Below are 26132 nucleotides of genomic sequence, written 5' to 3'. Positions count from 1 at the left end.
AAGGGGCAGATGAGCGGCGCTTTGAGTCCTGAGGTCTGCCCCTCACCCTAGCCATCTCCCCGCGCGCGGGGAGAGGGGACACCCTTGTGTGCCGCTTCAGCCTCAATCGGCAAAGCGGACTCGTCCCCTCTCCCCGTTTGACGGGGAGAGGGTTAGGGTGAGGGGCAAATCTCGGGTTCTCACCGATGCAATGGTTTCGCGAAAGTCCTCGGGTTAATGGGAGGAGAGGGGCAAACCCGCCTTGCCTCGCTCTACTCCGCCAGCGCGAGCAGCTTGCCGATCGCCTGCTGATCGAAGCCGCCGATGCCCTCGCGGATGTCCGCGGCGATGGCCTGCGCCACGGCGTCCTCGTCACGCCGTCTCAGGGCCTCGATGGCTTCACGGTGACGGTCGATGATGTAGAATTCGGTGACGTGCTCCATGGCGATGCCGAGGATCGGCCCGAGCTGGAGCCAGAGGCTCTCTATGAGCGGCATGGCGACCTGGTCGGGATTGGCCGTATAGATCTGCCGGTGAAATTCCTGATTGGCGATCAGCGCCTGCGCTTTCCGTCCCGCGAGGATCGCGACCTCGATTGCGTCGTCCAGCACGACGATGCGGTCTATCTGCCGGTCGGAGAGATGCGCAACGGCCCTGCGAGCGGCGTGGCTTTCAAGCGTGATACGAAGCGAGATCAGCTCCTCGAAGCGCGCCGGCGTGATCCGCGGCACTACGATGCGCCGGTTCTCCAGAAATTGCAGGGCACCGATCGAGGTGAGCTGACGCAGTGCTTCGCGCACCGGCGTCGGGCTGCTCTCCAGCGCGTCTGCGAGGCCGCGTATGGTGACGGAGGTCCCGGGGCGGAAGGCCCCGACCATGATCGCCTGCCGGAGGCGCGCAAACACATAGTCGTGAGTCGTCGTGCCTTCCGGCCGATCAAGGGCGGGCAGAGCAAGGGTTTTCAAGGCGGCGGTTCCTCCGGCATCCGGGCATTGGAGGGTCGATCCTGCCGACCCGGTGCAGCTTGACTCCAAATCCCGGATTATGTCAATTTCCAGAAATTGTGATCACAAAAAGCAATTCGATATGTCAATTGATGCAGATGACTCGGCAGCCTTTCAGGCCTGGCTCGAACAGAACGGCCCGATAGAAAGTATCCAGGCGGTGATTTGCGACCTGAACGGCATCATGCGCGGCAAGCGGGTACCGGTGGAACAGGCCAGGAAGGTGCTTGGCGGCGGCATCCGCATGCCGCTTTCGATCGTCGGCGTCGACGTCTGGGGTGAAGACATCATCGGCAGCGAGCAGGTCTTTGCGACCGGCGATCGCGACGGCATCTGCGGGGTCACGGGGCGAGGGGCCCTGCCGGTCAACTGGACGTCGCGGCCGAGCGCGCTGGTTCCGCTCTGGCTGTTCGTCGAGAACGGCAGGCCCTTTCTTGCCGATCCGCGCCAGGCGCTTGCGGCGATCGTGCGCGAATATCGCGAATTGGGGCTGCGCCCCGTGGTGGCGACGGAGCTGGAATTCTATCTCATCGATCCGGAGCCGGACAGTGCCGTCCCGCCGATCTCGCCCTATACCGGCAAGCGGCTCGATTCCGACGCGATCCTTTCGATCGACGAGCTCGACGATTTCGGCGAGTTCTTCTCCGACGTCTACAGGGAGTGCGCGCGGCAGAACGTGCCGGCCGATGCGGCGATCGCAGAGAACGGCATCGGCCAGTTCGAGATCAACCTGCTGCACAGCGACGATCCGTTAAAGGCGGCGGACGACGCGATCTTCTTCAAGCGCATCGTCAAGGGAGTTGCCCGCAAGCACGGGCTTGCGGCAACCTTCATGGCGAAGCCCTACGGCACCCGCTCCGGCAACGGCATGCATATCCACTTCAGCCTTCTCGACGAGGAGGGCAACAACGTCTTCGACGACGGCAGCGACGAGGGATCGGCTGTGCTCAAGCATGCGGTCGCAGGCCTGCTGCGCGGTATGGCCGAGACGACGCTGATGTTCGCCCCGCACTTCAACTCCTATCGGCGGCTGCGGCCCGACACGCATGCGCCGACTTCCATCTCCTGGGGCTTCGAAAACCGCACTTCGGCAATCCGCATCCCGGGCGGCAATCCGGCGGCGCGGCGGATCGAACATCGCGTCGCCGGTGCCGACGCCAATCCCTATCTCGTCGTCGCCGCCATCCTCGGCGCGGCACTCGTCGGCATCCGCAACAAGTGGAAGCCGCCGGTACCTGTCGAGGGCCGGGCCTACACGGCAGAGAAATTGCCCAAGATTCCTGCCGATTGGGGGCAGGCTGTCGATGCCTTCGAGGCCGGACCGATCGCCGCCGAGATCTTCGATCCCGTGCTCCGTTCCATGCTGATCGCCTGCAAGCGCCAGGAGATCGCAGGTTTCGCCGAGCAGGTCACGGACTATGAATTCAGCGCCTACCTGGAAATCGTGTGATGGCACAGAAGCAGAAATCCTACGCCGGCGACGGCAGCTACCCGGCGAGCTACTACGCCGCGTCGCGCAATATCACGCGCCATCCGACGAGGGTCGAAGGCCGCATCGAGACAGACATCTGCATCGTCGGTGCCGGCTATTCGGGCCTCTCGACGGCCATCCACCTTGCCGAAAAGGGCTACAAGGTAACTGTCGTGGAGGGCGCGCAGGTGGGCTGGGGCGCCTCGGGGCGCAATGGCGGCCAGATCGTCAACGGCCTCAATGCCGGTCTGTCGACGATCCAGCGCCGCTACGGCGACGATGCCGCTCGTTTCATCGGCGGCCTGGTGCAGGAGGGCGGGCGGATCATACGTCGGCTCGTCAGCCAGTATCAGATCGACTGCGATCTGAAGCCCGGCAACATTTATGCCGCCTATACCGGCGCCCACATGAAGGAGCTCGAGGCCAAACAGGCGCTCTGGCGCAAATACGGCATGGACGACCATCAGCTTCTCGATCGCACGGCACTGCGCCAGCTCGTCAATTCAGAGGCCTATTGCGGCGGCATGCTCGACACCACCGGCGGTCATATGCATCCGCTCAACCTGGTGCTTGGCGAAGCCCGCGCCTTCGAGAGCCTCGGCGGGGTGATCTACGAGATGTCCCCGGTGACCCGTGTCGACCACGAGTCGGCCCGGCCGACCGTCCATACGAGCGCGGGCGAGGTTTCCGCCCGGATCGTCGTGCTTTGCGGCAACGCCTATCTCGGCGATGCGGTGCCGAAGCTCGCCACGCGCGTCATGCCTGTCTCGACCCAGATGATCACAACCGCGCCGCTCGGCGAGGAGCTTGCCCATTCGCTGCTCCCGAGCGACATGTGCGTCGAGGACGTTCGCTATATTCTCGATTATTTCCGGCTTTCCGCCGACAAGCGGATGATCTTCGGCGGCGGAACCGTCTATGGTGGCACCGATCCGGCGGATGTCGTCGCAAAACTCAGACCCAATCTCGAAAAGGTCTTCCCGCGCCTCAAGGGCGTGAAGATCGACTATGCCTGGAGCGGCAATTTCGCGCTTTCCTTCACGCGCGTGCCGCAGATGGGCCGGATCGGCAGCAACACCTATTTCGCCCACGGCTATAGCGGTCATGGCGTGACGGGCTCACACCTGTTCGGCCGCACTCTTGCCGAAGCAATCGACGGCGACGCGTCGCGCTTCGACGTCTTCGCCAAACTGCCCTGGTATCCGTTCCCCGGCGGGCGGATGTTCCGCGCCCAATATTCGACGGTCGGATCGTGGTGGTACATGTTCAAGGACGCCGTGGGCTGGTAGCCAGGCCGAAATCGCGAGTGCGGGCAGGGCGCCCGCTTGCCTGAAGAAACCGTGTATTCCGTGCGGCGGCAGGCGTCCGTTAAACGAATTTTTCATTTCTCGTTTGATCCGCAGGAAAATATTATCTAGAAAATCAATCAAGAATATAGGAGAACAACGGCAACAGGCCAACGCCCAGCAGCGGAGAGACAAATGAACGCGACCAAGGCGATGACCCAATCCCACTACACAGTCTGCCGGGCTCGACCTGCCCGGCCCTCGACAGCCAGGCGCATTACGCACGCCATCGCAGTGGCTGCCGCATTCACCTTCATCTGCGCGCTCCTCATTGGCGCGTTCTGATTTCGGTCCGGCTGCCGGGCTCCTGCACCTGCAGCCATTTACCGGCGGATGCCGTCTTTTCGGCACGCTCCTTCCCGTTTTTCCGCCCTTGTCCGCGTGCAGCCGCCGTCGTAGCCTTGCCGCCGGAAATCAGACGGGAAGGAGGAGCGAATGCTCGACAAGCGGAAATTCTACATCGACGGCAAATGGGTTGAGCCGGCCACGCAGAACGATCTTCTGGTTCTCAATCCGGCGACCGAAAAGCCGATCGCAGTCATCTCTCTCGGCACCGCTGTCGACGTTGACCGGGCGGTCGCGGCCGCCAAGGAGGCCTTCGCCAGCTATAGCCGGACGAGCGTCGAAGAGCGGCTGGCGCTGCTGGAAAAGCTGCTCGCCATCTACAAGCGCCGCTACGACGAAATGGCAGACACCATCACCGCCGAACTCGGTGCGCCCCGGACGATGAGCCGCGAGCAGCAGGCGGATGTGGGCGTCGGCCATCTGCAGGGCTTCATCGACGCGCTGAGGCGCCTGAAGCTCAGGGAAAAGCTGCCGAACGGCGATACGCTCCTGCGCGAGCCGATCGGCGTCTGCGGTCTCATCACGCCGTGGAACTGGCCGGTCAACCAGATAGCCCTCAAGGTCGTACCGGCGCTTGCGACCGGCTGCACCTGCGTCCTGAAACCCAGCGAATTCACGCCGCTGAACGCCATGCTCTATGCCGAGATGATCGAGGAGGCGGGTTTCCCGGCAGGTGTCTTCAACCTCGTCAACGGCGACGGTATTCATGCCGGGGCGGCGCTCTCCAGGCACAAGGACATCGACATGATGTCCTTCACCGGTTCGACGCGGGCCGGGATAGCCGTCAGCAAGGACGCCGCCGATACGGTCAAGCGCGTCACGCTCGAACTCGGCGGCAAGTCCCCGAACATCGTCTTCGCCGACGCCGATATCGAGGAGCGGGTCACGGCCAGCATCCTCGAATGCTTCAACAATTCGGGTCAGTCCTGCGATGCGCCGACGCGCATGCTCGTCGAACGCAGCGTCTATGACGAGGTCGTAGAGATCGCCCGGCGCGTCGGCATGGAGGCGGGGGTCGGAGATCCGACGAAGGAAGGCGCCCATATCGGTCCGCTCGTCAGCCACATTCAATTTGAGCGGGTACAGGCGCTGATCGAAGCGGGCGTCGCCGAAGGTGCGACCCTCCTCGCCGGTGGCCCGGGCAAGCCGGAAGGCTTCGAGACCGGTTATTTCGTCCAGCCGACGATTTTCGCCGATGTCGACAACTCCATGCGGATCGCGCGCGAGGAAGTGTTCGGTCCGGTGCTTTCGATTATTCCCTTCGACACGGAAGAGGAGGCGATCGCAATCGCCAACGACACGAATTACGGCCTCGCAGCCTATGTCCAGACGCGCGACCGGGAAAAGGCGGAGCGGGTGGCGTCTCGCCTGCGCGCCGGCATGGTGCACATCAACGGCGGTCCGCACCGCTACGGGAGCCCGTTCGGCGGCTACAAGCAATCGGGCAACGGCCGGGAAGGCGGGATGTTCGGGCTCGAGGACTTCCTGGAGGTGAAAACGGTTCACCTGCCGGACGCAGCCTGAGCGATTGTCTCTCCCACGGCCGCGCGTCTTCGCGTGTGGTCGTTTTTCGCCTATCTGGCGAATCCGGCTGTCGTTCGCGGCGCGCTTCTGATAGCTCGCTTGCCGCGCCGGCGATTCTGCCGTGCGCTTTCCATCTATCGGGCATCGCCGTGACCCAAGCAGCCAGTTCCGCCTCTTCTCATAACCGGCTCGCCATGGCCGCGCTGATCATAGGCGGTGCCGCCATCGGCGGATCGCCGATCTTCGTGCGGCTCTCGGAAGTCGGGCCGATGGCGACGGCTTTCTGGCGGGTGGCTCTGGCGCTGATTCCGCTCGTCGCCTGGTCGCAGCTGCGCAACGGATCGGCGGCCGACAGGCCTCCCGAGCGCTTGGCCGACTACGTCGCTCTTGTCCTCCCGGGACTGTTCCTGGCGATCGATCTCGGGGCCTGGCACCTCTCCCTCACCATGACCTCGGTCGCCAATGCGACGCTGCTCGCCAATCTGGCGCCGGTCTTCGTGACCCTGGCGGGCTGGCTTCTGTTCCGCTCCGCAGTCAGCGGCATCTTCGTCGCGGGCCTCGCCACGGCGGTCGCCGGCGTCGTCGTCCTGAAAGGCGGCCCTGCGGCCCTCGACGGCGGTGATCTCGCCGGCGACGGTATCGCCGTCGTGGCAGCCATGTTCTATGCGGGCTACATTCTCGCCATCGGACGCCTTCGCAGCCGTTTCAGCACCAACCGAATCATGATCTGGAGCACCGCATCGGCGGCCCTGTGCATGCTGCCGATGGCGCTCCTGACGGAGCAGTCGCTCTTTCCCCCGAGCGGCTTCGGCTGGGCCATGCTCTTCGGTCTTGCCTTTGTCAGCCATGCCGGAGGGCAGGTTGCGATCACCTATGCGCTCGCCTATCTGCCGCCGGCCTTTTCCTCGCTGACGCTGCTCCTGCAGCCGGTCGTCGCGGCCGTACTCGCCTGGATCCTGCTGAGCGAACCGGTGGGGCTGATGCAGGCGATCGGCGGCGCGATCGTGCTGACCGGCATCCTGATCGCGCGGCGCGGCTGAAGCACTCAGATACCCGGCAGCGCAAAACCCGCAAGCCGCTCTTCGAGCTTCAGGATCGTTGCCACGTCCGCATTGGCGAAGGCGAAGCGCAGGTAGTTTTCCTGACCCTCGCCGAAATACTCGCCCGGTAAGCAAAGGACGCCGGCGAGCTTCGCGAGCTTCTCGGCGACGAATTGCGACTCGATATCGGGGAAGGGATGGCGGATATAGGCGAAATAGGCGCCGACGGCCTGCAGCTTCCATTGCCGCAGGCGGGTCATGATCGTTTTCAGCGCCTCGGCGCGGGCGGCGATTTCGGCGCGATTGGCAAGCCGCCAGTCGGCGAGCGCGGGGATAGCCCTCGCTACGGCCGACTGGGGGGCACGCGGGGCGCAGATCTGAAGATTGTCCATGATCTTGGCGATCTGCTCGACCACCTGCCGCCCGGCGGTGATCGCGCCCAGGCGATGGCCCGGAATGCAGAAGGATTTCGAGAAGCTGTAGAGGCTGATGAAGCTGTCCTGCCAGCCCTGATTTTGCAGCAGGCCGTGCGGCGCGGCGGCTGCGTCCGGCAGGAAGTCGCGGTAGGTTTCGTCCAGGATGAGCCAGGTTCCGTTCGCGCGGCAAAGCTCATAGATGCGCTGCAGCAGTTCGGGAGGGTAGACCGCACCGGTCGGATTGTTGGGCGAAACGAGCGCGAGTGCGCGGATGCCCGGCCGCAAAGCCGAGGCGATGGTTTCGACCTCGGGCAGGAAGCCGGCGCCTGCGTCGAGCGGCGCAAGCTCGACATTGATCCCCAGCATCTCCAGCGTGGTCTCCTGGTTGAAGTAATAGGGATTGGTCATCAGCACCGTATCGCCCGCGCCGGCAACGGCCATTGCGGCACAGATGAAGGCCTGGTTGCAGCCCGAGGTGATGTGGATGTTGTCGGCGGCGACCGCCGCGCCATAGAGCGACGCCACATGATCGGCATAGGCCGTGCGCAGTTCCGCTTCACCCTCGATCGCTCCGTAGCCCGTGAAGGCCGTCGACGCCGCGGCTGCGCCGAGCCACTTCAGCATGTCGGGATGAGCGGGATAGCCGGGCACGGCCTGGGAGAGATCGATCAGTGGGCCTTTTGTCCCGTCATAGGCCTTCGCCCATGCGAGCACCGAGGGTATCGGCGGAGGCGAGAGCTTTTCGATGAGGGGATTGAAATGCGGCATGACGGATTTCCTGTTGTTGGAAAGAGACAGGCGAAGGCTCCCGCCCGATAAATGGTTTTGTGCATGTCGTCATCCCAAATCCGCTGCAGCTCGGGCGACGTGCACTACGACTTTACCCCGCGCTTCCGCGGCCGTTCGGCGCGCCGGCTGTTTGGCGAGGAGACGGGTTGAAAATCCTCAGGCTTCGAAATGCGGCTGCGGATGATCGTGCGGGCGGACATCTGCAACTCCGGCATCGGGTCGCTCTCAAGGGCGGCAAACAACCAGTCGATGAAAACGCGGACGATCGGAGCGGCGCGAACCTCGTTGCGGCAGGCGACGAAGAAAGCGTCGTTGGCCGGAACCGTCAGGTCAAAGGGGGCGATCAGCTCGCCGCGGGCGATCAGGCTTCCGGCGGTGATCGTATCGCCGAGCGCGACGCCCTGGTTGTGGAGGGCCGCCTCGGTGGAAAGCCGCGCATCGCTCATGAAATGCTGGCGGCCGCGCTGAAGATCGATCGCGTCGGCTGCGGCAAGCCAGGTGTTCCACTCGCGGCCGTCGTCGCCGTGCAGCATCACGTGATCGCGGATATCCCGGATGGAGCGTAGCGGCCGCATGTTGAGGAGCGTCGGGCTGACGACCGGGAAAAGCTCGAGCCGGCTCCAAAGTCTCGACCAGCAGTCCTGCCAGTTGCCGTCGCCATAGAGCAGGCAGACGTCGACGTCCGGGGAATCGAGGTTCGCCTGGTCATTGGAGGCGATCAGCCGCAGCTGGACGTCGGGGAACTGCTCGGTGAAGAGATGCAGGCGCGGGATCATCCAGAAGGAAAGCAATGCCGGGACGCAAGTGACGGTGAGTTCTCCGCTCGTCGCGGGTCGCGTCATCGCCGCCGTTGCCGCAGCGATCTCGGCGAAGGCATGCGTGACGGCTGGCAAGAGCAGCGCGCCCTGCGGCGTCAGCCGCAGCCGCTTGCCGCCGCGCTCGAACAGGGGCGCGTTGAACGAGAGTTCGAGCGCGCGGATCTGATGGCTGACTGCGCCGTGGGTGACGTTCAGCTCACGCGCCGCAGCGGAAACGGAGCCGCGCCGGGCGGTTGCCTCGAAGGCGCGCAGCGGGTTCAGCGGAGGCAGGCGGCTCGACAAGAAGGGGCTCCGGAGGGAGGTGTATGTGTGAGTTTTTCTCACAGCAAACGCTATAACAATGTCAATTGATTTTCCAGAAGAATTGTCTCCTAATATGCGCAACAAAGGCAAAAGCCGGGGAACCTGATCGCGCCGCTTCAGATCGGCAACACGCAAGCTGCGGCTTGCAGTGCATCATGTGCCAGCCTCGGCTGAACCATACGGAGGTCCGGCGCATGGCTTGGGATGAACAGAAGCTCAACGAATTGAAGGCGAAATATGGCGAGAGCCATGGCGGCGAACTCTTCGATCCGACCTTCCGCAAGGTAGCGGACAAGATTTTCACCAAGAGCGGCACGCGACTGGCGCCCTATTCCGGCATTCCGACATTCCTGACCGCACCCCATCTGCCGGTCGATGCCGATGACCCGGATTTCGGCAATCTTCAGGTGGCGATGATCGGCGTCCCCATGGATCTCGGCGTCACCAACCGCCCAGGTTCTCGTTTCGGACCACGGGCGCTGCGAGCGATCGAGCGGATCGGCCCCTACAACCACTTGCTCGGCTGCGCCCCGGTGCATGATCTCAGGGTCGCCGATATCGGCGACGTTCCCTTCCGCAGCCGCTACCGGCTCGAAATCAGCCACGAGGACATCGAGAAGCGGATCAACCAGATCGTCGATGCGGGCGTCGTGCCGCTCTCCGTCGGCGGGGATCATTCGATCACGCATCCGATCCTCAAGGTCGTGGGCAAGAAGCAGCCCGTCGGCATGATCCATATCGATGCGCACTGCGATACCGGCGGCGCCTTCGACCTGACCAAGTTCCACCACGGCGGCCCGTTCCGCAACGCCGTTCTCGACGGCGTGCTCGATCCGACCCGCGTCATCCAGATCGGCATCCGCGGCTCGGCGGAATATCTGTGGGAGTTCTCCTACGAGTCCGGCATGACCGTGATTCACGCGGAGGAGGTCACCGGATTGGGCATCCCGGCGATCATCGAAAAAGCGAAGAGGATCGTCGGCGACGGCCCGACCTATCTCTCTTTCGATATCGACAGCCTGGACCCGAGCTTTGCGCCGGGCACCGGCACGCCGGAAGTCGGAGGCCTGACGACCCGAGAGGTTCTGGAGCTGATCCGCGGACTGAAGGGCGTGAATCTCGTCGGCGGCGATGTCGTCGAGGTTGCGCCGCAATACGACGCGACCACCAATACGGCCCATGCCGGGGCCCAGGTGCTCTTCGAGATACTGAGCCTGATGGTCTTCAGCCCGGCCGTTGCCGGGAAGGGCTGATGCGCGGATGAACGGTCCGGCATCGATGTAAATGGCGAGCACGAGCGGATCACGCTAATCTACGCCAGATCGTTCTTACGCTGAAAATGCAGCGGGGACCAAAAGGCGCAGGGAATCAACTAGAACAAGGGAACGCGGCGAAGCGCCGCCATGAAACAAGGAGACATGCGATGAATATCAATTCCATCAGGCGCCGCACGCTGCTGGGTGCGGGGCTTGCCGGCGCGTCGATGCTGGCGATGCCGGCAGTGCTGAGGGCGCAGGACAGATCGCTGAAGGTCGGCGTCTATGGCGGCTACTTCAAGGACTCCTTCGACAAGAACATCTTCCCCGAATTCACCAAGGCAACGGGCATCGCAATTGAGTCCATCGCCGAGCCAACCGGCGAGGCGTGGCTCGTCCAGCTCGAACAGGCCGCCCGCGCCGGCCAGGCCCCCGCCGACGTTTCCATGATGTCGCAGGTGGCGATGCTCAAGGGGCAGGCGACCGACCTCTGGACGCAGATCGATATGGCGAAGATCAAGAACGGCTCGAACCTGCTCGACCGCTTCGTCAACAAATATCCGGACGGCCGCATCGCCGGCGTCGGCGCCGTCTCCTGGTACATCACGCTGGTGACCAACACCGACGTCTACAAGGAGGCGCCGACCTCGTGGCAGGCGTTCTGGGATCCGGCGAACGCCGACAAGCTCGGCCTTCTGGCGCTGGTCTCCAACTCCTTCCTGCTCGAGGTGACCGCCAAGACCTTCATGGGCGGCACCGACGCGCTCGACACGGAAGAGGGGGTTCTCAAGGCCTTCGAGAAACTCGCCGAAGTGAAGCCGAACGTCCGTCTCTGGTACCGCGACGAGGCGCAGTTCGAACAGGCGCTGAAGTCGGGCGAAATCCCGATGGGGCAATATTATCACGACGTGACCGGGCTCGCTGCGGCGGATGGTCATCCGGTCCGTTCCACCTTCCCCAAGGAGGGCGGCATCCAGGATTCCGGCTGCTGGGCGCTTTCGCGCGCCTCGCAGAAGGTCGAGGAAGCGCATATCTTCATCGATTACATGTGCCAGCCCGCGATCCAGGCGACGCTCTCGCGCAAGGTCGGCACCTCGCCGACGGTCAAGCGCGAGTCCACCGATCTGACGGACACGGAATTCTCCGCCGTCTCCTCGGATATCGAGCCGATCATCCCGCGCTACGACCTCTACCAGACGAAGTCGGATTGGCTGAACCAGAAGTGGACGGAGCTGATCGTCGGCTGACGTCTAGCGTACTCCGCCCTGAGAAATCTCGGGGCGGAGCGTCGAACTCGCCGCACGGGCTTCAAAAGTGCTACAGCTCCTTTGCGCGTCTGAGAAGACGCGCGACGCTGTACAGGACAGGAAACACATGCCGGGACTTGCTCTTCAGAACGTCGTCAAGGAATTCGGATCCTTCAGGGCCGTCAACGACGTCGACCTAATGGTGCCGCACGGCACCTTCGTCTGCATGCTCGGGCCATCGGGTTGCGGCAAGACCACGCTCCTGCGCATGATCGCCGGGCTGGATCTGCCGACCTCGGGCGCGATCCGCCTCGATAACGAGGACATCACGCGGGTTCCGACGCACAGGCGCAACCTCGGCATGGTGTTCCAGTCGCTCGCGCTGTTCCCCCATCTGACGGTCGGCGAAAACATCGCCTATCCCCTGCGCATCCGCGGCGTGCCGAAGGAGGACCAGAGGAAACGGGTCGAGGAACTGCTTTCGATGATCCACCTGACGGGCTTTGCCGACCGGCCGGTCTCGAAGTTGTCCGGCGGCCAGCGCCAGCGTGTGGCGATAGCCCGGGCGCTGGCGATTTCGCCGAAGCTCTTCCTGCTCGACGAACCCTTGTCGGCGCTCGATGCCAAGCTGCGCGAGGCCATGCAGGTCGAGCTCAGGCAGTTGCAGCAGAAGCTCGGCATCACCACGATCGTCGTCACCCACGATCAGCGCGAGGCGATGACCATGGCCGATACGGTCGTGGTCATGAACGGCGGCGAGATCCGGCAGGCTGCCTCGCCGATCGAGATCTACCGGCGGCCGGCCGACAGCTTCGTCGCCGACTTCATCGGCCAGACAAATCTCATCGAAGCCGAGGCGGATACCCTGAACCGCGTGACGGTACTCGGTCAGCCGGTGGCGGGACTGCAGTTGCCGGCCGGTGCGACGAAGGCGACGCTTTCGATCCGCCCGGAAGACGTGCACCTGACTGCGCCAGGTGCTGGAGCGCTTTCCGGCACGGTGACCTTCGTGCGCGATCTCGGCGGCACGATCGAGACATTCGTCGATGTCGCCGGCCGGCAGATCGTTGCCGTTTCGACGCCGCGGGCCCGACCGCAGGTGACGGTCGGGCAACAGGTCGGCGTCGCTCTCACACCCGATGTCTGCGTGGTGCTCGCCAGATGAGACGCGAACCGCCCCAGACCCTCGGCGACTATCTGCCGATTCTCTTTCCCGCGGGGATGCTGACGATCTTCTTCGTCGTGCCCTTCGGCACGATGATCGCAGTCAGCTTCTTTCAGCGTCAGCAGGGCGGCTTCTATACGCCGGCCTTCGTCTATGACAATTATGCACGCTTCCTGTCGGCCTTCTTCGGCGGCGTGCTCGGATTTTCGCTGATGCTGGCGATCGCCGTCGCCCTGTGCTGCGTGGTATTGGCGCTGCCGTTCACCTACCTGCTCACGCGCATGGCGCGCCGGGTCCAGGTCGTCTGGCTCGTCGCGCTGCTCTCCGTGCTCTCACTTTCGGAAGTCATTATCGGTTTTGCCTGGTCCACCCTTTTTTCGCGCACGGCCGGCATCACCAACATCCTCGTGGCGCTCGGGCTGATGGGCGAGGCGAAGGCGCTCACGCCGAGCTTCTCGGCGGTGCTGACCGGTATGGTCTATCAGGCCTTTCCCTATACCGTGCTCGTGCTTTTCCCCGCGCTCGTGCGCCTCGACCCGACGCTGACGGAAGCCGCGCGCACGCTCGGCGCATCGCCGCTCAGGGCCTTCTTCACCGTCGTCGTTCCGGCGCTCCGCAACACGATCACAGCCACGCTGATCATGGTCTTCATCTTCGCGCTCGGCTCCTATCTCCTGCCGCAACTGCTCGGCCGGCCGCAGCACTGGACGCTTTCGGTTCTCATCACCGACCAGGCGATCTACCAGTCCAATATGCCCTTCGCCGCGGCGATGGCGGTCTTCCTCGTCCTGGTGACCCTTGGACTGGTGGCGCTCACGGTCATAGCAGGCCGGAAGGGAGAAGCGGCATGACGTCGGTTTTCCGCAGGGCCTACTTCTTTCTGATCGGGCTGTTTCTCGCTTTGCCGCTGATCGTCGTCGCCGGTGTGTCGGTGAACGAGAAGCAGACGCTCGCCTTTCCGCCACAGGGCTTCTCGACATCCTGGTACGGGGAGATCTTTCTGAACCCGGAGTGGCGCAGCGCACTCGTTGCCTCGGTGACGCTGGCGCTTCTTTCGGCCGCACTTGCCGTCGCGATCGCGCTGCCGCTCGCCTGGTTCCTGTGGCGGCGCATCGCGCCATGGGCGAACATCTTCCAGCTTCTGGGGGTCGCGCCCTTCACGCTGCCGCCGGTCATTACGGCGCTCGGCCTGCTCACCTTCTGGGCGACCGTCGGTTTCTACGGCCAGCCCTGGACCGCCGTCGTCAGCCACGCGATCTTCTTCGTGACGCTGCCGCTGGTGACTCTGTCGCTCGGCTTCACCTCGATCGACCGATCGCTGGTCGAGGCGGCCTCGACGATGGGCGCGGACGACCGGACGGTCTTCCGCACCGTCGTTCTGCCGCTGATCCTGCCCTATATCGTTTCGGGCTATGCCTTCGCCTTCGTGCTTTCGCTCAACGAATACATCGTCGCCTACATGACCGTCGGCTTCACGATGGAGACTCTGCCGATCAAGATCTTCAACGCGCTTCGCTACGGCTATACGCCGACCATGGCCTCCGTGACGATCCTCTTCGTCGCGACCGCCGCGGTCATCTTCAGCCTCGTCGCACGCTTCGGAGACCTCCCGAAGCTGCTCGGCGCCATGTCATCGGACGGAAAGTGATGAAGCTCGCTGCCCTGCAGATGAAGTGCATTGGCGGCGATGCCGCCGCCAATCTCGCTCGCATCGAGCGGGCGGCGATCGCGGCTTCCGGCAACGGCGCGAGCCTGCTTGTCGCGCCCGAACTCGCGATCACCGGCTACGGCGCAGGGGGAGCAATCCGCCAGCTGGCGGAGCCGGCGGATGGACCGATCGTTCGGGAACTTGGGCGCATCTCGCGGCAAGCAGGCATCGCTATCGTTGCGGGATTTGCAGAGCAGGGGGCGGAAGCCGTCTACAACAGCGCCGTCCACGTCGACGGCGATGCCAGCCCGGTCGTCTATCGGAAGTCGCATCTCTACGGCGATTACGAGCGCTCGCTCTTCACGCCGGGGCAGCCGTCGACGCGCCTCTTCAAACACCGTGGCGTCACTTGCGGCATGCTGATCTGCTACGATGTCGAATTTCCCGAAAATGTCCGTCGGCTGGCGCTTGCGGGTGCCGAGGCGGTGCTGGTGCCGACCGCCCTTCCGGCCGGCTGGTCCGGGACTTTCATCACCGATCATATGATCCGGACGCGGGCCTTCGAGAATCAGCTCTTCGTCGCCTACGCCAATCATTGCGGTTCGGACGATATGTTTTCCTTTGCTGGACTGTCGCTCATCGCGTCGCCGGACGGCCAGGTCATGGCGAGGGCCGGTTCCGCTGATGAAACCCTGATCTTCGCCGAAATCGACCCGCAGGCATTTGCCATTTCCCGGGCGGAGAATACCTATCTCATCGACTTGAAACGCGACTGATCTGCAGGACCGTTTACAGTCAGAGAACAATCCGTTCGCATCGTGCCCTCTTTCGGAAACGCCCGGCCGGATCGATATTGTGCTCAACCGAAATGCCCGCTCCGCAGCGCAGCGCGTCTGACGCGATTGACGCTGTAGCATAGCGACTAGGAGGCAATCATGAGCTTGCACCTGACTGGTATCCACCATCTGACGGCGATAACCGCCAATGCGCCGGAGAACCTGCGCTTCTACACGGGGACGCTGGGCCTGCGCCTGGTTAAGAAGACCGTCAACCAGGACGACACCACGGCCTATCACCTCTTCTATGCCGACGGGCAGGCGACGCCAGGCACGGACCTGACCTTCTTCGACTGGCCGGTCGGGCCCGAAGGGCGCGGGACGCACAGTATTTCGCGGACCGGACTTCGGGTCGGCAGCGCCGAGACCGTGAGGTGGTGGAAGCGCCGCTTCGATGAGTTGAAGGTCGCTTCCGGCGAGGTCGCCGAGATCGACGGCCGCATCTCTCTCGATTTCGAGGACGGCGAGGGCCAGCGCTTCCGGCTCGTCGACGACGGCGGACTGGCGCCCTCGCACCCGTGGGCGAAGAGTCCGGTTCCGGCCGAGCATCAGATCAAAGGCCTTGGGCCGATCACCATCAGCGTGCCGGGTATCAGCGACACCGCCCTCGTGCTGACGCATGTCATGAACATGGCGGAACTGCGCAGCTATCCATCGCCCGATGGCATCGGCGAGGTGCATGTCTTTTCGATGGGAGAGGGCGGACCGGCGGCCGAACTGCATGTGGCGGTCCAGCCCGATCTGCCGGCTGCGCGTCAGGGGGCGGGCGCCGTCCACCACGTCGCCTTCCGGGTGCCGGATGTCGAAACGCTGCATCGGTGGACGGAACGGCTCGGCGAGTTCCGACTGCCGTCGAGCGGCGAGGTCGAGCGCTTCTACTTCCGATCGCTCTACTTCCGCGAGCCGAACGGGGTCCTTTTCGAGATCGCGACCGACGGTCCCGGCTTTGCCGTAGACGAGCCTATGGATACGCTCGGCGAGAGCCTGTCGCTGCCGCCTTTCCTGGAACCGAAGCGGGCGCAGATCGAGGCAAAACTCAAACCTCTGGCGTAACGGCTGCCGCTTTCATTGAGCCGAGGCATGGTGAGCAGCGAGCGATTCCGGCTTTCCTTTTGCCGCAAGCCCGCTAGTTTTTGGCTGATGCGGGGTTTGTGCGGAATCGCGCCAGAGGAAGGAAACCGTTGTTCATGACCAAGCTTCTCGGCATATCGGGCAGTCTGCGAAAGGCGTCCTTTAATACCGCATTGCTTAAAGCCGCAGGAACGGTGGCGCCGGATGGGGTGGAATTCGAGACTGCGACATTGCATGGCATCCCCCTATACGACGGAGACGTGGAGGCCGAAAGTGGCGTTCCAGCCGCTGCGGAGGCGCTGAAGCAGAAGATTATCGCGGCGGACGGCGTCATCCTCTTCACGCCGGAATACAACAATTCGGTCCCCGGGGTTTTCAAGAACGCGATCGACTGGATGAGCCGCCCGCCAGCCGACATCAGGAAGGTCTTCGGCGGCCGGCCCTTCGCGCTTGCCGGCGCTTCTTCCGGAAGCTTCGGGACCATTCTCAGCCAAAACGCCTGGCTTTCAGTGATGCGGACGCTGGGAGCCGAGATCTGGTCGGGCAAGCGGCTGATGGTGCCGAAAGCCGACACGCTTTTCGACGAGGAAGGGCGGCTGAAGGACGAGCAGACCCGGGAAAGGTTGCGCGGTTTCGTCCAGGCCTTCGCCGACCACGTCGCTGGCTGATGTATGGCGATCGGAACCGCGCCGTGTGTCGACCCCTCATCCACCTCAGTCCCCTCGCGCTGCGCGCGGGGATGAGGGGCAATCCACCCAAGCCGATCCTCTTCGGCGCGACGGCCTATAACCCGGACTCGGCCAGCCAGGGCCGGATCACGGCGATATCTTCGACCCCGATCCCGTGGCCGATGTCGATGTCGATTTCCTCGAAATCTGCCCCGCTGCCTCTAAGTGTCGCCTTCAGTTCCGGTGCGTGCTTACCGTAGGGATCGTCCTTGCCGGTGAGCATCAGCACTCTGGTGCCGGCAAGGTCCGGTTCCGGCGCACTTTCGAGCGCCGCCATCGCGCGCATCATCACGGCGTTTCTGATGATGCCGGGGTGGAGGAGCAGCACGGCGGCGAGCAGGTTCGCGCCGTTGGAGTAGCCGATGAACACTGTCTTCTCCAGGTCGAGCCCGTAGCCCTCGCGCGCGCCCTCGGCGAAGGCGGCGAAGGCTTCCGCTTCCGAGCGGATGTCCTGCTGGTCGAATTTCGTCATCGAGAAGCGCCGGAACCAGCGCGGGAAGCCTTCTTCGGTGCTGCGGCCGCGTACGCCCAGGAGAGTCGCATGAGGATCGAGTTGATGGCCGAAGGGCAGCATATCGATTTCGTTGCCGCCGCTGCCGTGCAGCAGCACGAAGGTGCGGTCGTTCGCCTTGTCGGGGCGGTAGAACCGATGGACGAATGGCAGATCGCGCTGCGGCACTCTCGGCTCGCCGGGCAGCGCGAATTGCGGCAGCCTGACCAGCGTCGCCGTCGGGTCGCTCGACAGGTGCGGCGGCAGGAACAGCGTTGTGCCGAGGGCATCCGGAGCTTCGTCGACGGCAAAGCCGGGACCGTCGGTCGCAAGCTCGCAGAGCGTGCCGCCCGGCTCGCGCACATAGAGCGAGAAGAAATATTTCCGGTCGTGCGCGTTGGTTGCGCCGGCGTGCTCCTGCTCGAGATCGGCTCTGACGGCAAGCACGGTTGCCTCATCCGGTGCCCGGAAGGCGATGTGGTCGATCGTGCCGGTCCCGGGGGCGGCACTCCAGAAGCCGCCGGCATCGCGTATGTCGATCACGTCCCCGGACGAGGAGGTGAGGCGGCGGATGCTCTCCGTCGCTCCCATCTCCGCGTAGCCGAAGTGGTTTTGCAGGAAATGGGCCGTCTCTTTGGGTTTTTCGGTGAGCACCGTTGCGCCGCGTAAGCGGCGGATGGAGTCCGTTTCGGGAATGTCCCTGTTGGCCCAGGGCGCGGGCTCCGCAAGCGCGTTCGTTCCTACCAGCTTGACGATGACGCCGTCCGGATCTTTCAGGCGAAGGACCGGCTCGCCGAATTCCTGCGAAGGGCCCGCTGCATCGATATTGAACTGTAGCGCTCGCGTCATCCAGTAGCCGATGCTCTCAGGTGGAATGGCGAAGGCGATCTCGCTCGGCTGGCCGTGACCGACCCGGCCCGGAGAGCCGTCCTCCCAGACCAGGAAACTCACGAGCGACCCCGGCGACCCCGAGGCGTCGCCATAGAATAGATGCAACTGATTGGGATCCTCGTAGCCGCCGGTCCGCTTCACCAGATGCAGCCCCAGGAAGCCGACATAGAAGTCGACATTGGCCTGCACCTTGCGGGCGATCAGGGTGATGTGATGAATGCCGCTGGTCACGATTTGATCCTCCCTGCGGCGGTCCCGGCGAGGAACGACTGGAAGACTTCGCCGTAGTCCGGATGCCAGCGTGAGAGCGGCGGACGGTTCTCGACGATATCCCCCGCTGCCCACAGGATGCGCTTTTCATCCGTCGGCCGGGCAACCTCGTTGTCGGGGCAAAGAATATAGAATTCGCCGCGAGCAAGGCTCGCCATCATGAAATCCACGGTCTGCTCCGGCGTCCAGGCGCCGGCCGGTTTTTCCGTGCGCCCTTGCGCGGTGAGGGACGTGTAGACGAAACCGGGGATCAGGAGATGCGCATTGACCTTGCAGTCCTCGGTATTGCGCAGCTCGTGCTGCAGGGCCTCGGTGAAGACCTTCACGCCCGCCTTCGACAGGTTGTAGGCGGGATCTCCAGGCGGCGTGGTGATACCCTGCTTCGAACCCGTGTTGATGATGAGCGCCGGCTCGCCATGGGCAATCATGGCCGGAGCAAAAATGCGCGAGCCGTTGATGACGCCCCACAGATTGACGCCGATCACCGCTTCCCAATTTTCGAGCGGCCCGAAAATGGAACTGCCCGGCTGGACGCCGGCATTGTTCATCAACACATGCACGTGTCCGAAGCGCTCGCGTGTCGCGCGCGCCAGGGCCACAAGGTCGTCCGCCCGCGACACATCGGTCTCGATCGCGGCGACATCGCCGGAGCCGCCTGGAGCCGCCTCAGCCACCTCGGCGGCCGCTGCCTGCAGCTTCTCACCGCCAAGGTCCGCGAGCACGACCCTCATTCCCACGCTGGCGAAGCGCCGTGCCGATGCGAGGCCGATGCCGGAGGCGGCGCCGGTTACGACGGCGACGTTGTTTTTGGCGATAGCGGAGTAGGACAACATGGGCTTCGATCCTGCTGGTCACGTTGATGAGTTCGGGCCGGGTCACACCACGCGCGGGATGCGGGCGGAAACCGCGCCCGTCGTTCCTCATCCCGCGCCAGCGGCGGATAAAGGCAGACATAGGGTCTGGGCGGAGGCAAGTCCATGAGGCGATGCGGCGTTCGCCAGCTTTCGTCTTCGGTCTTGTCGTTCTTTGGTGCCATGCTACTCTGTCAAGTCTGCCCCATCCGCTCCGGTCTGCCGGGCCTCGAGATACTTCATGATAACCGAAGGAAAGTTCACCAAAGGCACGCCCTGCAAAGACTGTCCCTTGCGCCCGCTTTCACTGTTCCGTCGCTTCAAGGACGAGGAACTCGCATTCGTCTCCCACTTCAAGATCGGCGAACTCGTCTTCGGTGCGAGCGCAACCATACTCGCAGAAGGGGAACAAAGCGAACACCTCTTCACTGTCCTTTCCGGATGGGGCTTTCGCTACAAGATGCTCGATGATGGTCGACGGCAGATCCTGAACTACGTGATGCCCGGCGATATCGTCGGGCTGCAAGGCACCCTCATGGGCGAGATGCAGCACTCGATCGAGGCGCTTTCGCCAGTCGCGCTCTGCGTCTTCCAGCGCGACAGGCTCGCAGACCTTTACAGGGGGCACCCCGATCTCGCCTATGACCTGACCTGGATCGCGGCGCGCGAGGAGCGCATGCTGGATGAGAACCTTCTGAGTATCGGCCGCCGCTCGGCTCTGGAGCGGGCGGCCTACCTCATCGCCTTTCTCTACCAGAGAGCTGCGTCATTGGAACTGTTCGGAAGCGGCTGGAGCGTCATTCCCGTTACGCAGCAACATATTGCCGACACGCTTGGCCTCTCGATCGTCCACACCAACAAAACGCTGAAGAAACTGGCGGCCAGGGGGCTTCTGCGCTGGGCCGAGAAGGGCTGCGAGGTCCATGACATCCATGGTTTGCTGGCGCTCGCGGGATGGGATGGTCTGAGCGAGCCGAAGCGGCCGCTGATTTGATGCGAATGTTTGTGCGCCAAATTACGTACAACATGTCTTTTTTAAATGCGGCGGGCATCCGGGGTGTTCTATTAGCCGCTTCTTGAGGTCTCGGAAAATCTGGAGACCGAGGTGCAGATATAATGCAAGTCAGTCAGGTTCCGCCGGCCATCCAGTCAGTCCTCGTCCTGGAAGATAATTTCCTGATCGCGCTGGACATGGAGGAGATGCTCGTGTCCCTCGGGGTGACGAGCGTTCGCGTCGCCACGAGCAAGGCAAAGGCGATGGAACTCGTAGCGGAACATAGATTCGATTTCGCAATTCTCGACATCAATCTGGGGGACGACACGAGCTTTGCCGTTGCCGATGCGCTGATCGCACGGGGTATCAGCTTCGGATTCACCAGCGGCTATGGGGACCTGTTGGCGCTGCCGAGCCATCTTCGCGATGTTCCGAGAATCGACAAGCCCTTCAGCGAAGGAACGCTCAGCAGCCTTATCGCCACGGCTGTCCTTTCAAGAGACACGTGATCGCGGCTGCGGGTCACGCCCTGCCGCGCGAGATGAACCAGGGATTGGCGAAATCGCAGTCGTCGGATTGATTGCGTTTGCCATAGGCAAGCGCAATGCCCGCCATGGTCAGAGTTTCCCCGCCTGCAGCCCTCAGGATTGCGTCCCCCGCCGCCGTGTCCCACTCCATCGTCCGGCTGAAGCGCGGATAGATGTCGGCGACACCTTCCGCCAGCAGGCAGAACTTCAGCGACGAGCCTACGGCCTCATGATCGCTGATGCCCTGATCGGAGAGAAAGGATATGGTCTCGGGACTGTTGTGCCAGCGGCTGGTCAGCGCCATCGGCCGATCGCCGCAGCGGCGGCAGCCGATAGCGGCCCATTGCCCTGCAACCTGTCCATCCTCCACCGACGCCTTCTTCGCCTTGCCCTCCGCTGCAGAATAGATGAGGCCGAGAGCCGGCGCATAGACGACGCCGGCGACTGGTGTGCCGTTTTCGATGAGCCCGATATTGACGGTGAAATGGTCGTTGCGCTCGACGAATTCCTTCGTGCCGTCCAACGGATCGACGAGGAAGAAACGCTTTCCGGCGATATCGGGAACGTAGCCTGCGGCGACCTCTTCCTCCGCGACGACCGGTATATCCGGAAAGGCGGCCGTCAGACCCGCGAGGATGATCCGTTCGGCACGATGGTCTGCATCGGTCACCGGCGAAGCGTCTGCCTTGTAGGTGACGGCGGGGCCGGCACGGTAAATCTCCAGGATGGCTTGTCCGGCGGCGAGCGCCGATGTTTCCAGTATGTCCAGCATTGCTTCCCGTTCTGCGGCAGCGGCGATTCGCTTCGCTTCTTATCAGACGCGCAGCGGCCACTGTAGCACTTCGAATCGCGGCACGTTTATTTGCCGCAGCGGGGGCGGCGAACCGGGCCGTGCCGGAAATGCGGCGCGAATTCGCATGCGGGGCGAATTCGCTTCACGCTCTAGTAATGCGTTTCGCTTTATTGCCGTTTTCCGGCCTTTGTTGCCGAAGTTGGCTATTTCGCGAGCGAACGCTGATGAATTTTTCATTTTTCAGGCTCCGAAAGCATCAAATCGATTTTTTCGCGAAACAATTTGGCGATGTCGCATTTTTTAGCTTTCATTTTCATTTGAAAGCGGTATGAAATCGGGCTTAGTGCATGCTCGAAAACGAGTATTAAAAAACAAGAGATCGGACCGTCAGGATCCGGTCCAGGGGAAGATTGATGGAGTATTTCGTCCAGCAGCTCGTCAACGGGCTGACGCTTGGGTCTATTTACGGTATGATCGCGATCGGTTATACCATGGTCTACGGCATCATCGGCATGATCAACTTCGCCCATGGCGACATTTTCATGCTTGGCGGCTTTGCCGCATTGATTGTCTTCTTGATTCTCACAACATTCATCGCCGGCGTACCAGTTGTACTGGCGCTTTTGATTATGATGGTCGTCGGTATGCTGACGGCTGCGCTTTGGAACTGGACCATCGAGCGCGTGGCCTATCGCCCGCTTCGCGGTTCCTTCCGTCTGGCGCCGCTGATCACGGCGATCGGCATGTCGATCGTTCTGTCGAACTTCATCCAGGTTACGCAGGGTCCGCGAAACAAGCCGATCCCGCCGCTGGTCTCCTCGGTCTATGATCTGTTCGGCATAGCAGTCTCGCTGAAGCAGATCATCATCGTCGTCATCACGGCAATCCTGCTGTCGGTCTTCTGGTATGTCGTCAACCGAACCCCGCTCGGGCGCGCTCAGCGTGCCACCGAGCAGGACCGCAAGATGGCGGCATTGCTCGGCGTCGATGTCGACCGCACGATTTCGGTCACCTTCATCATGGGTGCCGCACTCGCCGCCGTCGCCGGGACGCTGTACCTTATGTATTATGGCGTGGTCGTGTTCACCGACGGTTTCGCTCCGGGGGTCAAGGCGTTTACCGCCGCCGTTCTCGGTGGGATAGGCTCGCTGCCCGGCGCCGTGCTCGGCGGCCTGCTGATAGGTCTCATCGAGTCGCTGTGGTCCGCCTATTTCACCATCGACTACAAGGATGTCGCGACCTTCTCGATTCTCGCGATTGTCCTGATCTTCAAGCCGTCGGGTATTCTCGGACGACCGGAAGTCGAGAAGGTATAATTCCATGGCAAATATCGCATCCACTACCGCAAGCGCCGGCAGCGAGCTGACGGCGCGGGCGCTCCGCGAGGCTGTCTTTGCGGGTCTCATCACGCTCGGAATGTTCGTGCTTTTCGTCGGCCTCAAGACCGACCAGAACATCCGCAACGAACTTATTCTCACGCAGCGCTGGGGACTGCTCGCGATTTTCGTGGCCGTGGCCATGACCGGCCGCTTCCTCATGGTCGCCTATGTCCAGCCGCGGCTTGCTCAGCGCAAGGCGGCGAAGGCGACCGCGGCCGATGTGGTGAAGGAGGAGACCTTCTTCGGCCGCAACTGGGCGAAGATCGCGGTCGTCCTGCTGCTGATATACCCACCGGTGATCGTTGCGCTCGTCGGGGTCCAGGGATCGCTGAAGTGGGTCGACAATTTCGGCATTCAGATCCTGATCTACGTGATGCTCGCATGGGGTCTGAACATCGTCGTCGGCCTCGCCGGGCTGCTTGATCTCGGCTATGTGGCCTTCTATGCCGTCGGCGCCTACTCCTACGCGTTGCTCTCCAGCTATTTCGGCTTGTCCTTCTGGGTGCTGCTGCCGGTTGCCGGCCTTCTCGCCGCCTGCTGGGGCGTCGTCCTCGGCTTCCCGGTGCTGCGCCTCAGGGGCGATTATCTTGCGATCGTGACGCTTGCTTTCGGCGAGATCATCCGCCTCGTGCTGATCAACTGGACCGAGGTCACCAAGGGTACGTTCGGCGTCTCCGGCATCGCCAAGGCGACGCTCTTCGGCATCAAGTTCGATGCCACGAAGGACGGTTTCGCGGCCATGATGGGCCTGCCGATGTCGTCGGCCTATTACAAGATCTTCCTGTTCTATCTGATCCTCGGTCTCGCCCTGCTGACCGCCTTCGTCACGATCCGGCTACGCCGGATGCCGGTCGGCCGCGCCTGGGAGGCGTTGCGGGAGGACGAGATCGCCTGCCGTTCCCTCGGCATCAACACCGTCACGACCAAGCTGACGGCATTTGCGACGGGTGCGATGTTCGGCGGCTTTGCCGGTTCGTTCTTCGCCGTGCGTCAGGGCTTCGTCTCGCCGGAATCCTTCATCTTCCTGGAATCCGCCGTTATTCTCGCCATCGTGGTTCTCGGCGGCATGGGCTCGCTGACGGGTATCGCCATTGCCGCCGTCGTCATGATCGGCGGCACGGAAATTCTGCGTGAACTGACCTTCCTCAAGATGATCTTCGGACCGACCTTCACGCCGGAACTCTATCGCATGCTGATCTTCGGCCTCGCCATGGTCACCGTCATGGTATGGAAGCCGCGCGGCTTCGTCGGATCACGCGAGCCGACCGCCTTTCTGCGCGAACGCAGGGCAGTCTCCGGCAGCTTCACCAAAGAAGGGCACGGCTGATGGCGTTCGGAACCGACACAATGACAAAAGACCCCATCCTCAAGGTCGACCACCTGTCGATGCGCTTCGGCGGTCTCATGGCCATCAACGACTTCTCCTTCGAGGCGGAGCGCGGTGAGATCACGGCGCTGATCGGTCCGAACGGAGCGGGGAAGACCACCGTCTTCAACTGCATCACCGGCTTCTACAAGCCGACGATGGGCATGATCACCATGCGGCAGAAGTCGGGCAACGAATTCCTTCTGGAACGCCTGCCGGATTTCGAGATCACGAAAAAGGCCAAAGTGGCGCGAACCTTCCAGAACATCCGCATGTTCTCGGGTCTGACGGTTCTCGAAAACCTGCTGGTCGCGCAGCACAACAAGCTGATGCGGGCGTCCGGCTATACCATCCTCGGCCTGCTAGGTTTCCCGGCCTATCGGGAGGCATCCAGGGAATCCATCGAACTCGCCAGGCACTGGCTCGACAAGGCATCGCTGATCGAGCGGGCCGACGATCCGGCCGGGGACCTTCCCTATGGTGCTCAGCGGCGTCTCGAGATCGCCCGGGCCATGTGCACCGGACCGGAGCTTCTCTGCCTGGACGAGCCCGCGGCGGGCCTCAACCCGCGCGAGTCGCTCGCCCTCAACGAATTGCTGCAGGAGATTCGCCGCGATACCGGCACGTCGATCCTGTTGATCGAGCACGACATGTCCGTCGTCATGGAAATATCCGATCACGTCGTGGTGCTCGAATACGGTCAGAAGATTTCCGACGGCAACCCGGATTTCGTGAAAAACGATCCGAAGGTCATCGCGGCCTATCTGGGTGTCGAGGATGAAGAGGTTGAAGAGGTGATCGAAGAGATCGAGGAAATCGAAGGCGAGCATGGGGGGGCCAGACAATGACTGCGCCCCTGCTGCATGTAAGAAGCGTCGAGACCTATTACGGCAATATCCGGGCGCTGAACGGCGTCGACATGGAGGTCCATCGCGGGGAGATAGTCGCGCTGATCGGCGCCAACGGCGCCGGGAAATCGACGCTCATGATGACCATCTGCGGCAGCCCGCAGGCGCGCACCGGCTCGGTCCATTTCGACGGCCAGGACATAACGCGCCTGCCGACCCATGAGATCGCGCGCCTCAGGATCGCCCAGTCGCCCGAGGGGCGTCGGATTTTCCCGCGAATGACCGTCCTCGAAAACCTCCAGATGGGCGCGAGCCTCGACAATCTGAAGCACTTCAAGGAGGACGTGGAAAAGGTTTTCGCGCTTTTTCCGCGGCTCAAAGAGCGGCAGGCGCAGCGCGGGGGCACGCTTTCGGGGGGCGAGCAGCAGATGTTGTCGATCGGCCGTGCGCTGATGGCCCGTCCGAAGCTGCTGCTGCTCGACGAGCCGTCGCTCGGGCTGGCGCCGCTGATCGTCAAAGGCATCTTCGAAGCGATCAAGGTGCTCAATAAGAACGAGGGCCTCACCGTGTTCCTCGTCGAACAGAATGCCTTCGGAGCGCTCAAGCTCTCCGATCGAGGCTATGTAATGGTCAACGGCCGTGTGACGATGAGCGGGTCGGGCAAGGACCTCCTGGCCAATCCGGAGGTCCGCGCGGCCTACCTCGAAGGCGGCCGCCATTGATCCGCCGCGTCTGGA

24 protein-coding genes are annotated in these 26132 nt (G+C 63.0%); 18 read left to right on the top strand and 6 right to left on the bottom strand.

The features are described 5' to 3' along the window. Positions 1-251: 251 nt before the first annotated feature. A complete protein-coding gene (locus SINAR_RS0123105; protein ID WP_028001285.1) occupies positions 252-944 on the bottom strand; it encodes a GntR family transcriptional regulator in 693 nt (230 codons plus the stop codon). Positions 945-1065: 121 nt separating this feature from the next. Here SINAR_RS0123105 and SINAR_RS0123100 point away from each other — a divergent pair, with 121 nt between their 5' ends. From SINAR_RS0123100 to SINAR_RS0123080, 4 genes are all read left to right on the top strand, one after another. Then, positions 1066-2433: a glutamine synthetase family protein gene (locus SINAR_RS0123100; protein ID WP_028001284.1), complete on the top strand. Its 1368-nt coding sequence runs from the start codon at positions 1066-1068 to the stop codon at positions 2431-2433. Next, entirely contained in the window at positions 2430-3743 is a 1314-nt protein-coding gene (locus SINAR_RS0123095) for an NAD(P)/FAD-dependent oxidoreductase (RefSeq protein WP_028001283.1), read from the top strand. The genes SINAR_RS0123100 and SINAR_RS0123095 overlap by 4 nt, the downstream gene beginning before the upstream one ends. Positions 3744-4235: 492 nt before the next feature. Further along, complete coding sequence (locus tag SINAR_RS0123085; protein ID WP_028001281.1) at positions 4236-5669, top strand: aldehyde dehydrogenase family protein; 1434 nt, start codon at positions 4236-4238, stop codon at positions 5667-5669. A 149-nt stretch (positions 5670-5818) separates the two neighbouring features. Beyond that, positions 5819-6709: a DMT family transporter gene (locus tag SINAR_RS0123080; RefSeq protein ID WP_033057848.1), complete on the top strand. Its 891-nt coding sequence runs from the start codon at positions 5819-5821 to the stop codon at positions 6707-6709. Between the two features lie 5 nt (positions 6710-6714). On the opposite strand, the gene SINAR_RS0123075 is transcribed toward SINAR_RS0123080, so the two are convergent. Further along, positions 6715-7893, bottom strand: coding sequence for an aminotransferase (locus SINAR_RS0123075; RefSeq protein WP_028001279.1), 1179 nt, complete (start codon positions 7891-7893; stop codon positions 6715-6717). Between the two features lie 104 nt (positions 7894-7997). Then, positions 7998-9014 carry a LysR substrate-binding domain-containing protein gene (locus tag SINAR_RS0123070; protein WP_028001278.1) on the bottom strand — a complete coding sequence of 339 codons (1017 nt, stop codon included), beginning with the start codon at positions 9012-9014 and terminating at the stop codon, positions 7998-8000. 215 nt (positions 9015-9229) lie between these two features. Here SINAR_RS0123070 and speB point away from each other — a divergent pair, with 215 nt between their 5' ends. The 8 genes from speB to SINAR_RS0123030 all read left to right on the top strand — a co-directional run bounded on the left by speB (position 9230) and on the right by SINAR_RS0123030 (position 16926). Beyond that, positions 9230-10288 carry an agmatinase gene (gene speB, locus SINAR_RS0123065; RefSeq protein ID WP_028001277.1) on the top strand — a complete coding sequence of 353 codons (1059 nt, stop codon included), beginning with the start codon at positions 9230-9232 and terminating at the stop codon, positions 10286-10288. A gap of 170 nt (positions 10289-10458) precedes the next feature. After that, positions 10459-11538 carry an ABC transporter substrate-binding protein gene (locus SINAR_RS0123060; RefSeq protein ID WP_028001276.1) on the top strand — a complete coding sequence of 360 codons (1080 nt, stop codon included), beginning with the start codon at positions 10459-10461 and terminating at the stop codon, positions 11536-11538. A 127-nt stretch (positions 11539-11665) separates the two neighbouring features. Continuing rightward, a complete protein-coding gene (locus tag SINAR_RS0123055; RefSeq protein WP_028001275.1) occupies positions 11666-12703 on the top strand; it encodes an ABC transporter ATP-binding protein in 1038 nt (345 codons plus the stop codon). Then, a complete protein-coding gene (locus SINAR_RS0123050) occupies positions 12700-13554 on the top strand; it encodes an ABC transporter permease (protein WP_028001274.1) in 855 nt (284 codons plus the stop codon). Before SINAR_RS0123055 ends, SINAR_RS0123050 begins: the two co-directional genes overlap by 4 nt. After that, positions 13551-14351 carry an ABC transporter permease gene (locus tag SINAR_RS0123045; protein WP_028001273.1) on the top strand — a complete coding sequence of 267 codons (801 nt, stop codon included), beginning with the start codon at positions 13551-13553 and terminating at the stop codon, positions 14349-14351. The genes SINAR_RS0123050 and SINAR_RS0123045 overlap by 4 nt, the downstream gene beginning before the upstream one ends. Beyond that, on the top strand, positions 14348-15127 hold the full coding sequence (locus tag SINAR_RS0123040; RefSeq protein WP_028001272.1) for a carbon-nitrogen hydrolase family protein: 780 nt from the start codon (positions 14348-14350) through the stop codon (positions 15125-15127). Before SINAR_RS0123045 ends, SINAR_RS0123040 begins: the two co-directional genes overlap by 4 nt. 159 nt (positions 15128-15286) lie before the next feature. Then, positions 15287-16240, top strand: a complete 954-nt coding sequence (locus tag SINAR_RS0123035; RefSeq protein ID WP_028001271.1) for a ring-cleaving dioxygenase — start codon at positions 15287-15289, stop codon at positions 16238-16240. A gap of 134 nt (positions 16241-16374) precedes the next feature. Then, positions 16375-16926 (top strand): NADPH-dependent FMN reductase, encoded by a 552-nt coding sequence (locus SINAR_RS0123030; protein ID WP_028001270.1) that lies wholly within the window; start codon positions 16375-16377, stop codon positions 16924-16926. A gap of 115 nt (positions 16927-17041) precedes the next feature. On the opposite strand, the gene SINAR_RS0123025 is transcribed toward SINAR_RS0123030, so the two are convergent. After that, positions 17042-18598 (bottom strand): VOC family protein, encoded by a 1557-nt coding sequence (locus tag SINAR_RS0123025; RefSeq protein ID WP_028001269.1) that lies wholly within the window; start codon positions 18596-18598, stop codon positions 17042-17044. After that, positions 18595-19470, bottom strand: a complete 876-nt coding sequence (locus SINAR_RS0123020) for an SDR family NAD(P)-dependent oxidoreductase (protein ID WP_028001268.1) — start codon at positions 19468-19470, stop codon at positions 18595-18597. The genes SINAR_RS0123025 and SINAR_RS0123020 overlap by 4 nt, the downstream gene beginning before the upstream one ends. Positions 19471-19729: 259 nt before the next feature. On the opposite strand from SINAR_RS0123020, the gene SINAR_RS0123015 reads away from it, so the two are divergent. After that, positions 19730-20482: a Crp/Fnr family transcriptional regulator gene (locus SINAR_RS0123015; RefSeq protein WP_028001267.1), complete on the top strand. Its 753-nt coding sequence runs from the start codon at positions 19730-19732 to the stop codon at positions 20480-20482. Positions 20483-20604: 122 nt separating this feature from the next. After that, a complete protein-coding gene (locus SINAR_RS0123010) occupies positions 20605-20991 on the top strand; it encodes a response regulator (protein ID WP_028001266.1) in 387 nt (128 codons plus the stop codon). 13 nt (positions 20992-21004) lie between these two features. On the opposite strand, the gene cysQ is transcribed toward SINAR_RS0123010, so the two are convergent. Then, on the bottom strand, positions 21005-21781 hold the full coding sequence (gene cysQ, locus SINAR_RS0123005) for a 3'(2'),5'-bisphosphate nucleotidase CysQ (RefSeq protein WP_028001265.1): 777 nt from the start codon (positions 21779-21781) through the stop codon (positions 21005-21007). A 434-nt stretch (positions 21782-22215) separates the two neighbouring features. Here cysQ and SINAR_RS0123000 point away from each other — a divergent pair, with 434 nt between their 5' ends. The 4 genes from SINAR_RS0123000 to SINAR_RS0122985 are packed head-to-tail and all read left to right on the top strand — an operon-like array spanning position 22216 to position 26117. Further along, positions 22216-23118, top strand: a complete 903-nt coding sequence (locus tag SINAR_RS0123000) for a branched-chain amino acid ABC transporter permease (RefSeq protein WP_028001264.1) — start codon at positions 22216-22218, stop codon at positions 23116-23118. A gap of 4 nt (positions 23119-23122) precedes the next feature. Further along, positions 23123-24508, top strand: a complete 1386-nt coding sequence (gene livM, locus SINAR_RS0122995) for a high-affinity branched-chain amino acid ABC transporter permease LivM (RefSeq protein WP_028001263.1) — start codon at positions 23123-23125, stop codon at positions 24506-24508. Continuing rightward, a complete protein-coding gene (locus SINAR_RS0122990; RefSeq protein WP_028001262.1) occupies positions 24508-25395 on the top strand; it encodes an ABC transporter ATP-binding protein in 888 nt (295 codons plus the stop codon). The genes livM and SINAR_RS0122990 overlap by 1 nt, the downstream gene beginning before the upstream one ends. Then, positions 25392-26117: an ABC transporter ATP-binding protein gene (locus tag SINAR_RS0122985; RefSeq protein ID WP_028001261.1), complete on the top strand. Its 726-nt coding sequence runs from the start codon at positions 25392-25394 to the stop codon at positions 26115-26117. The genes SINAR_RS0122990 and SINAR_RS0122985 overlap by 4 nt, the downstream gene beginning before the upstream one ends. Positions 26118-26132 lie beyond the last annotated feature (15 nt).

Source organism: Sinorhizobium arboris LMG 14919 (assembly GCF_000427465.1).
Taxonomy (GTDB): domain Bacteria; phylum Pseudomonadota; class Alphaproteobacteria; order Rhizobiales; family Rhizobiaceae; genus Sinorhizobium; species Sinorhizobium arboris.
Note: the sequence above shows the minus strand (reverse complement) of the source record. Positions and strands in the feature narration are given on the sequence as shown.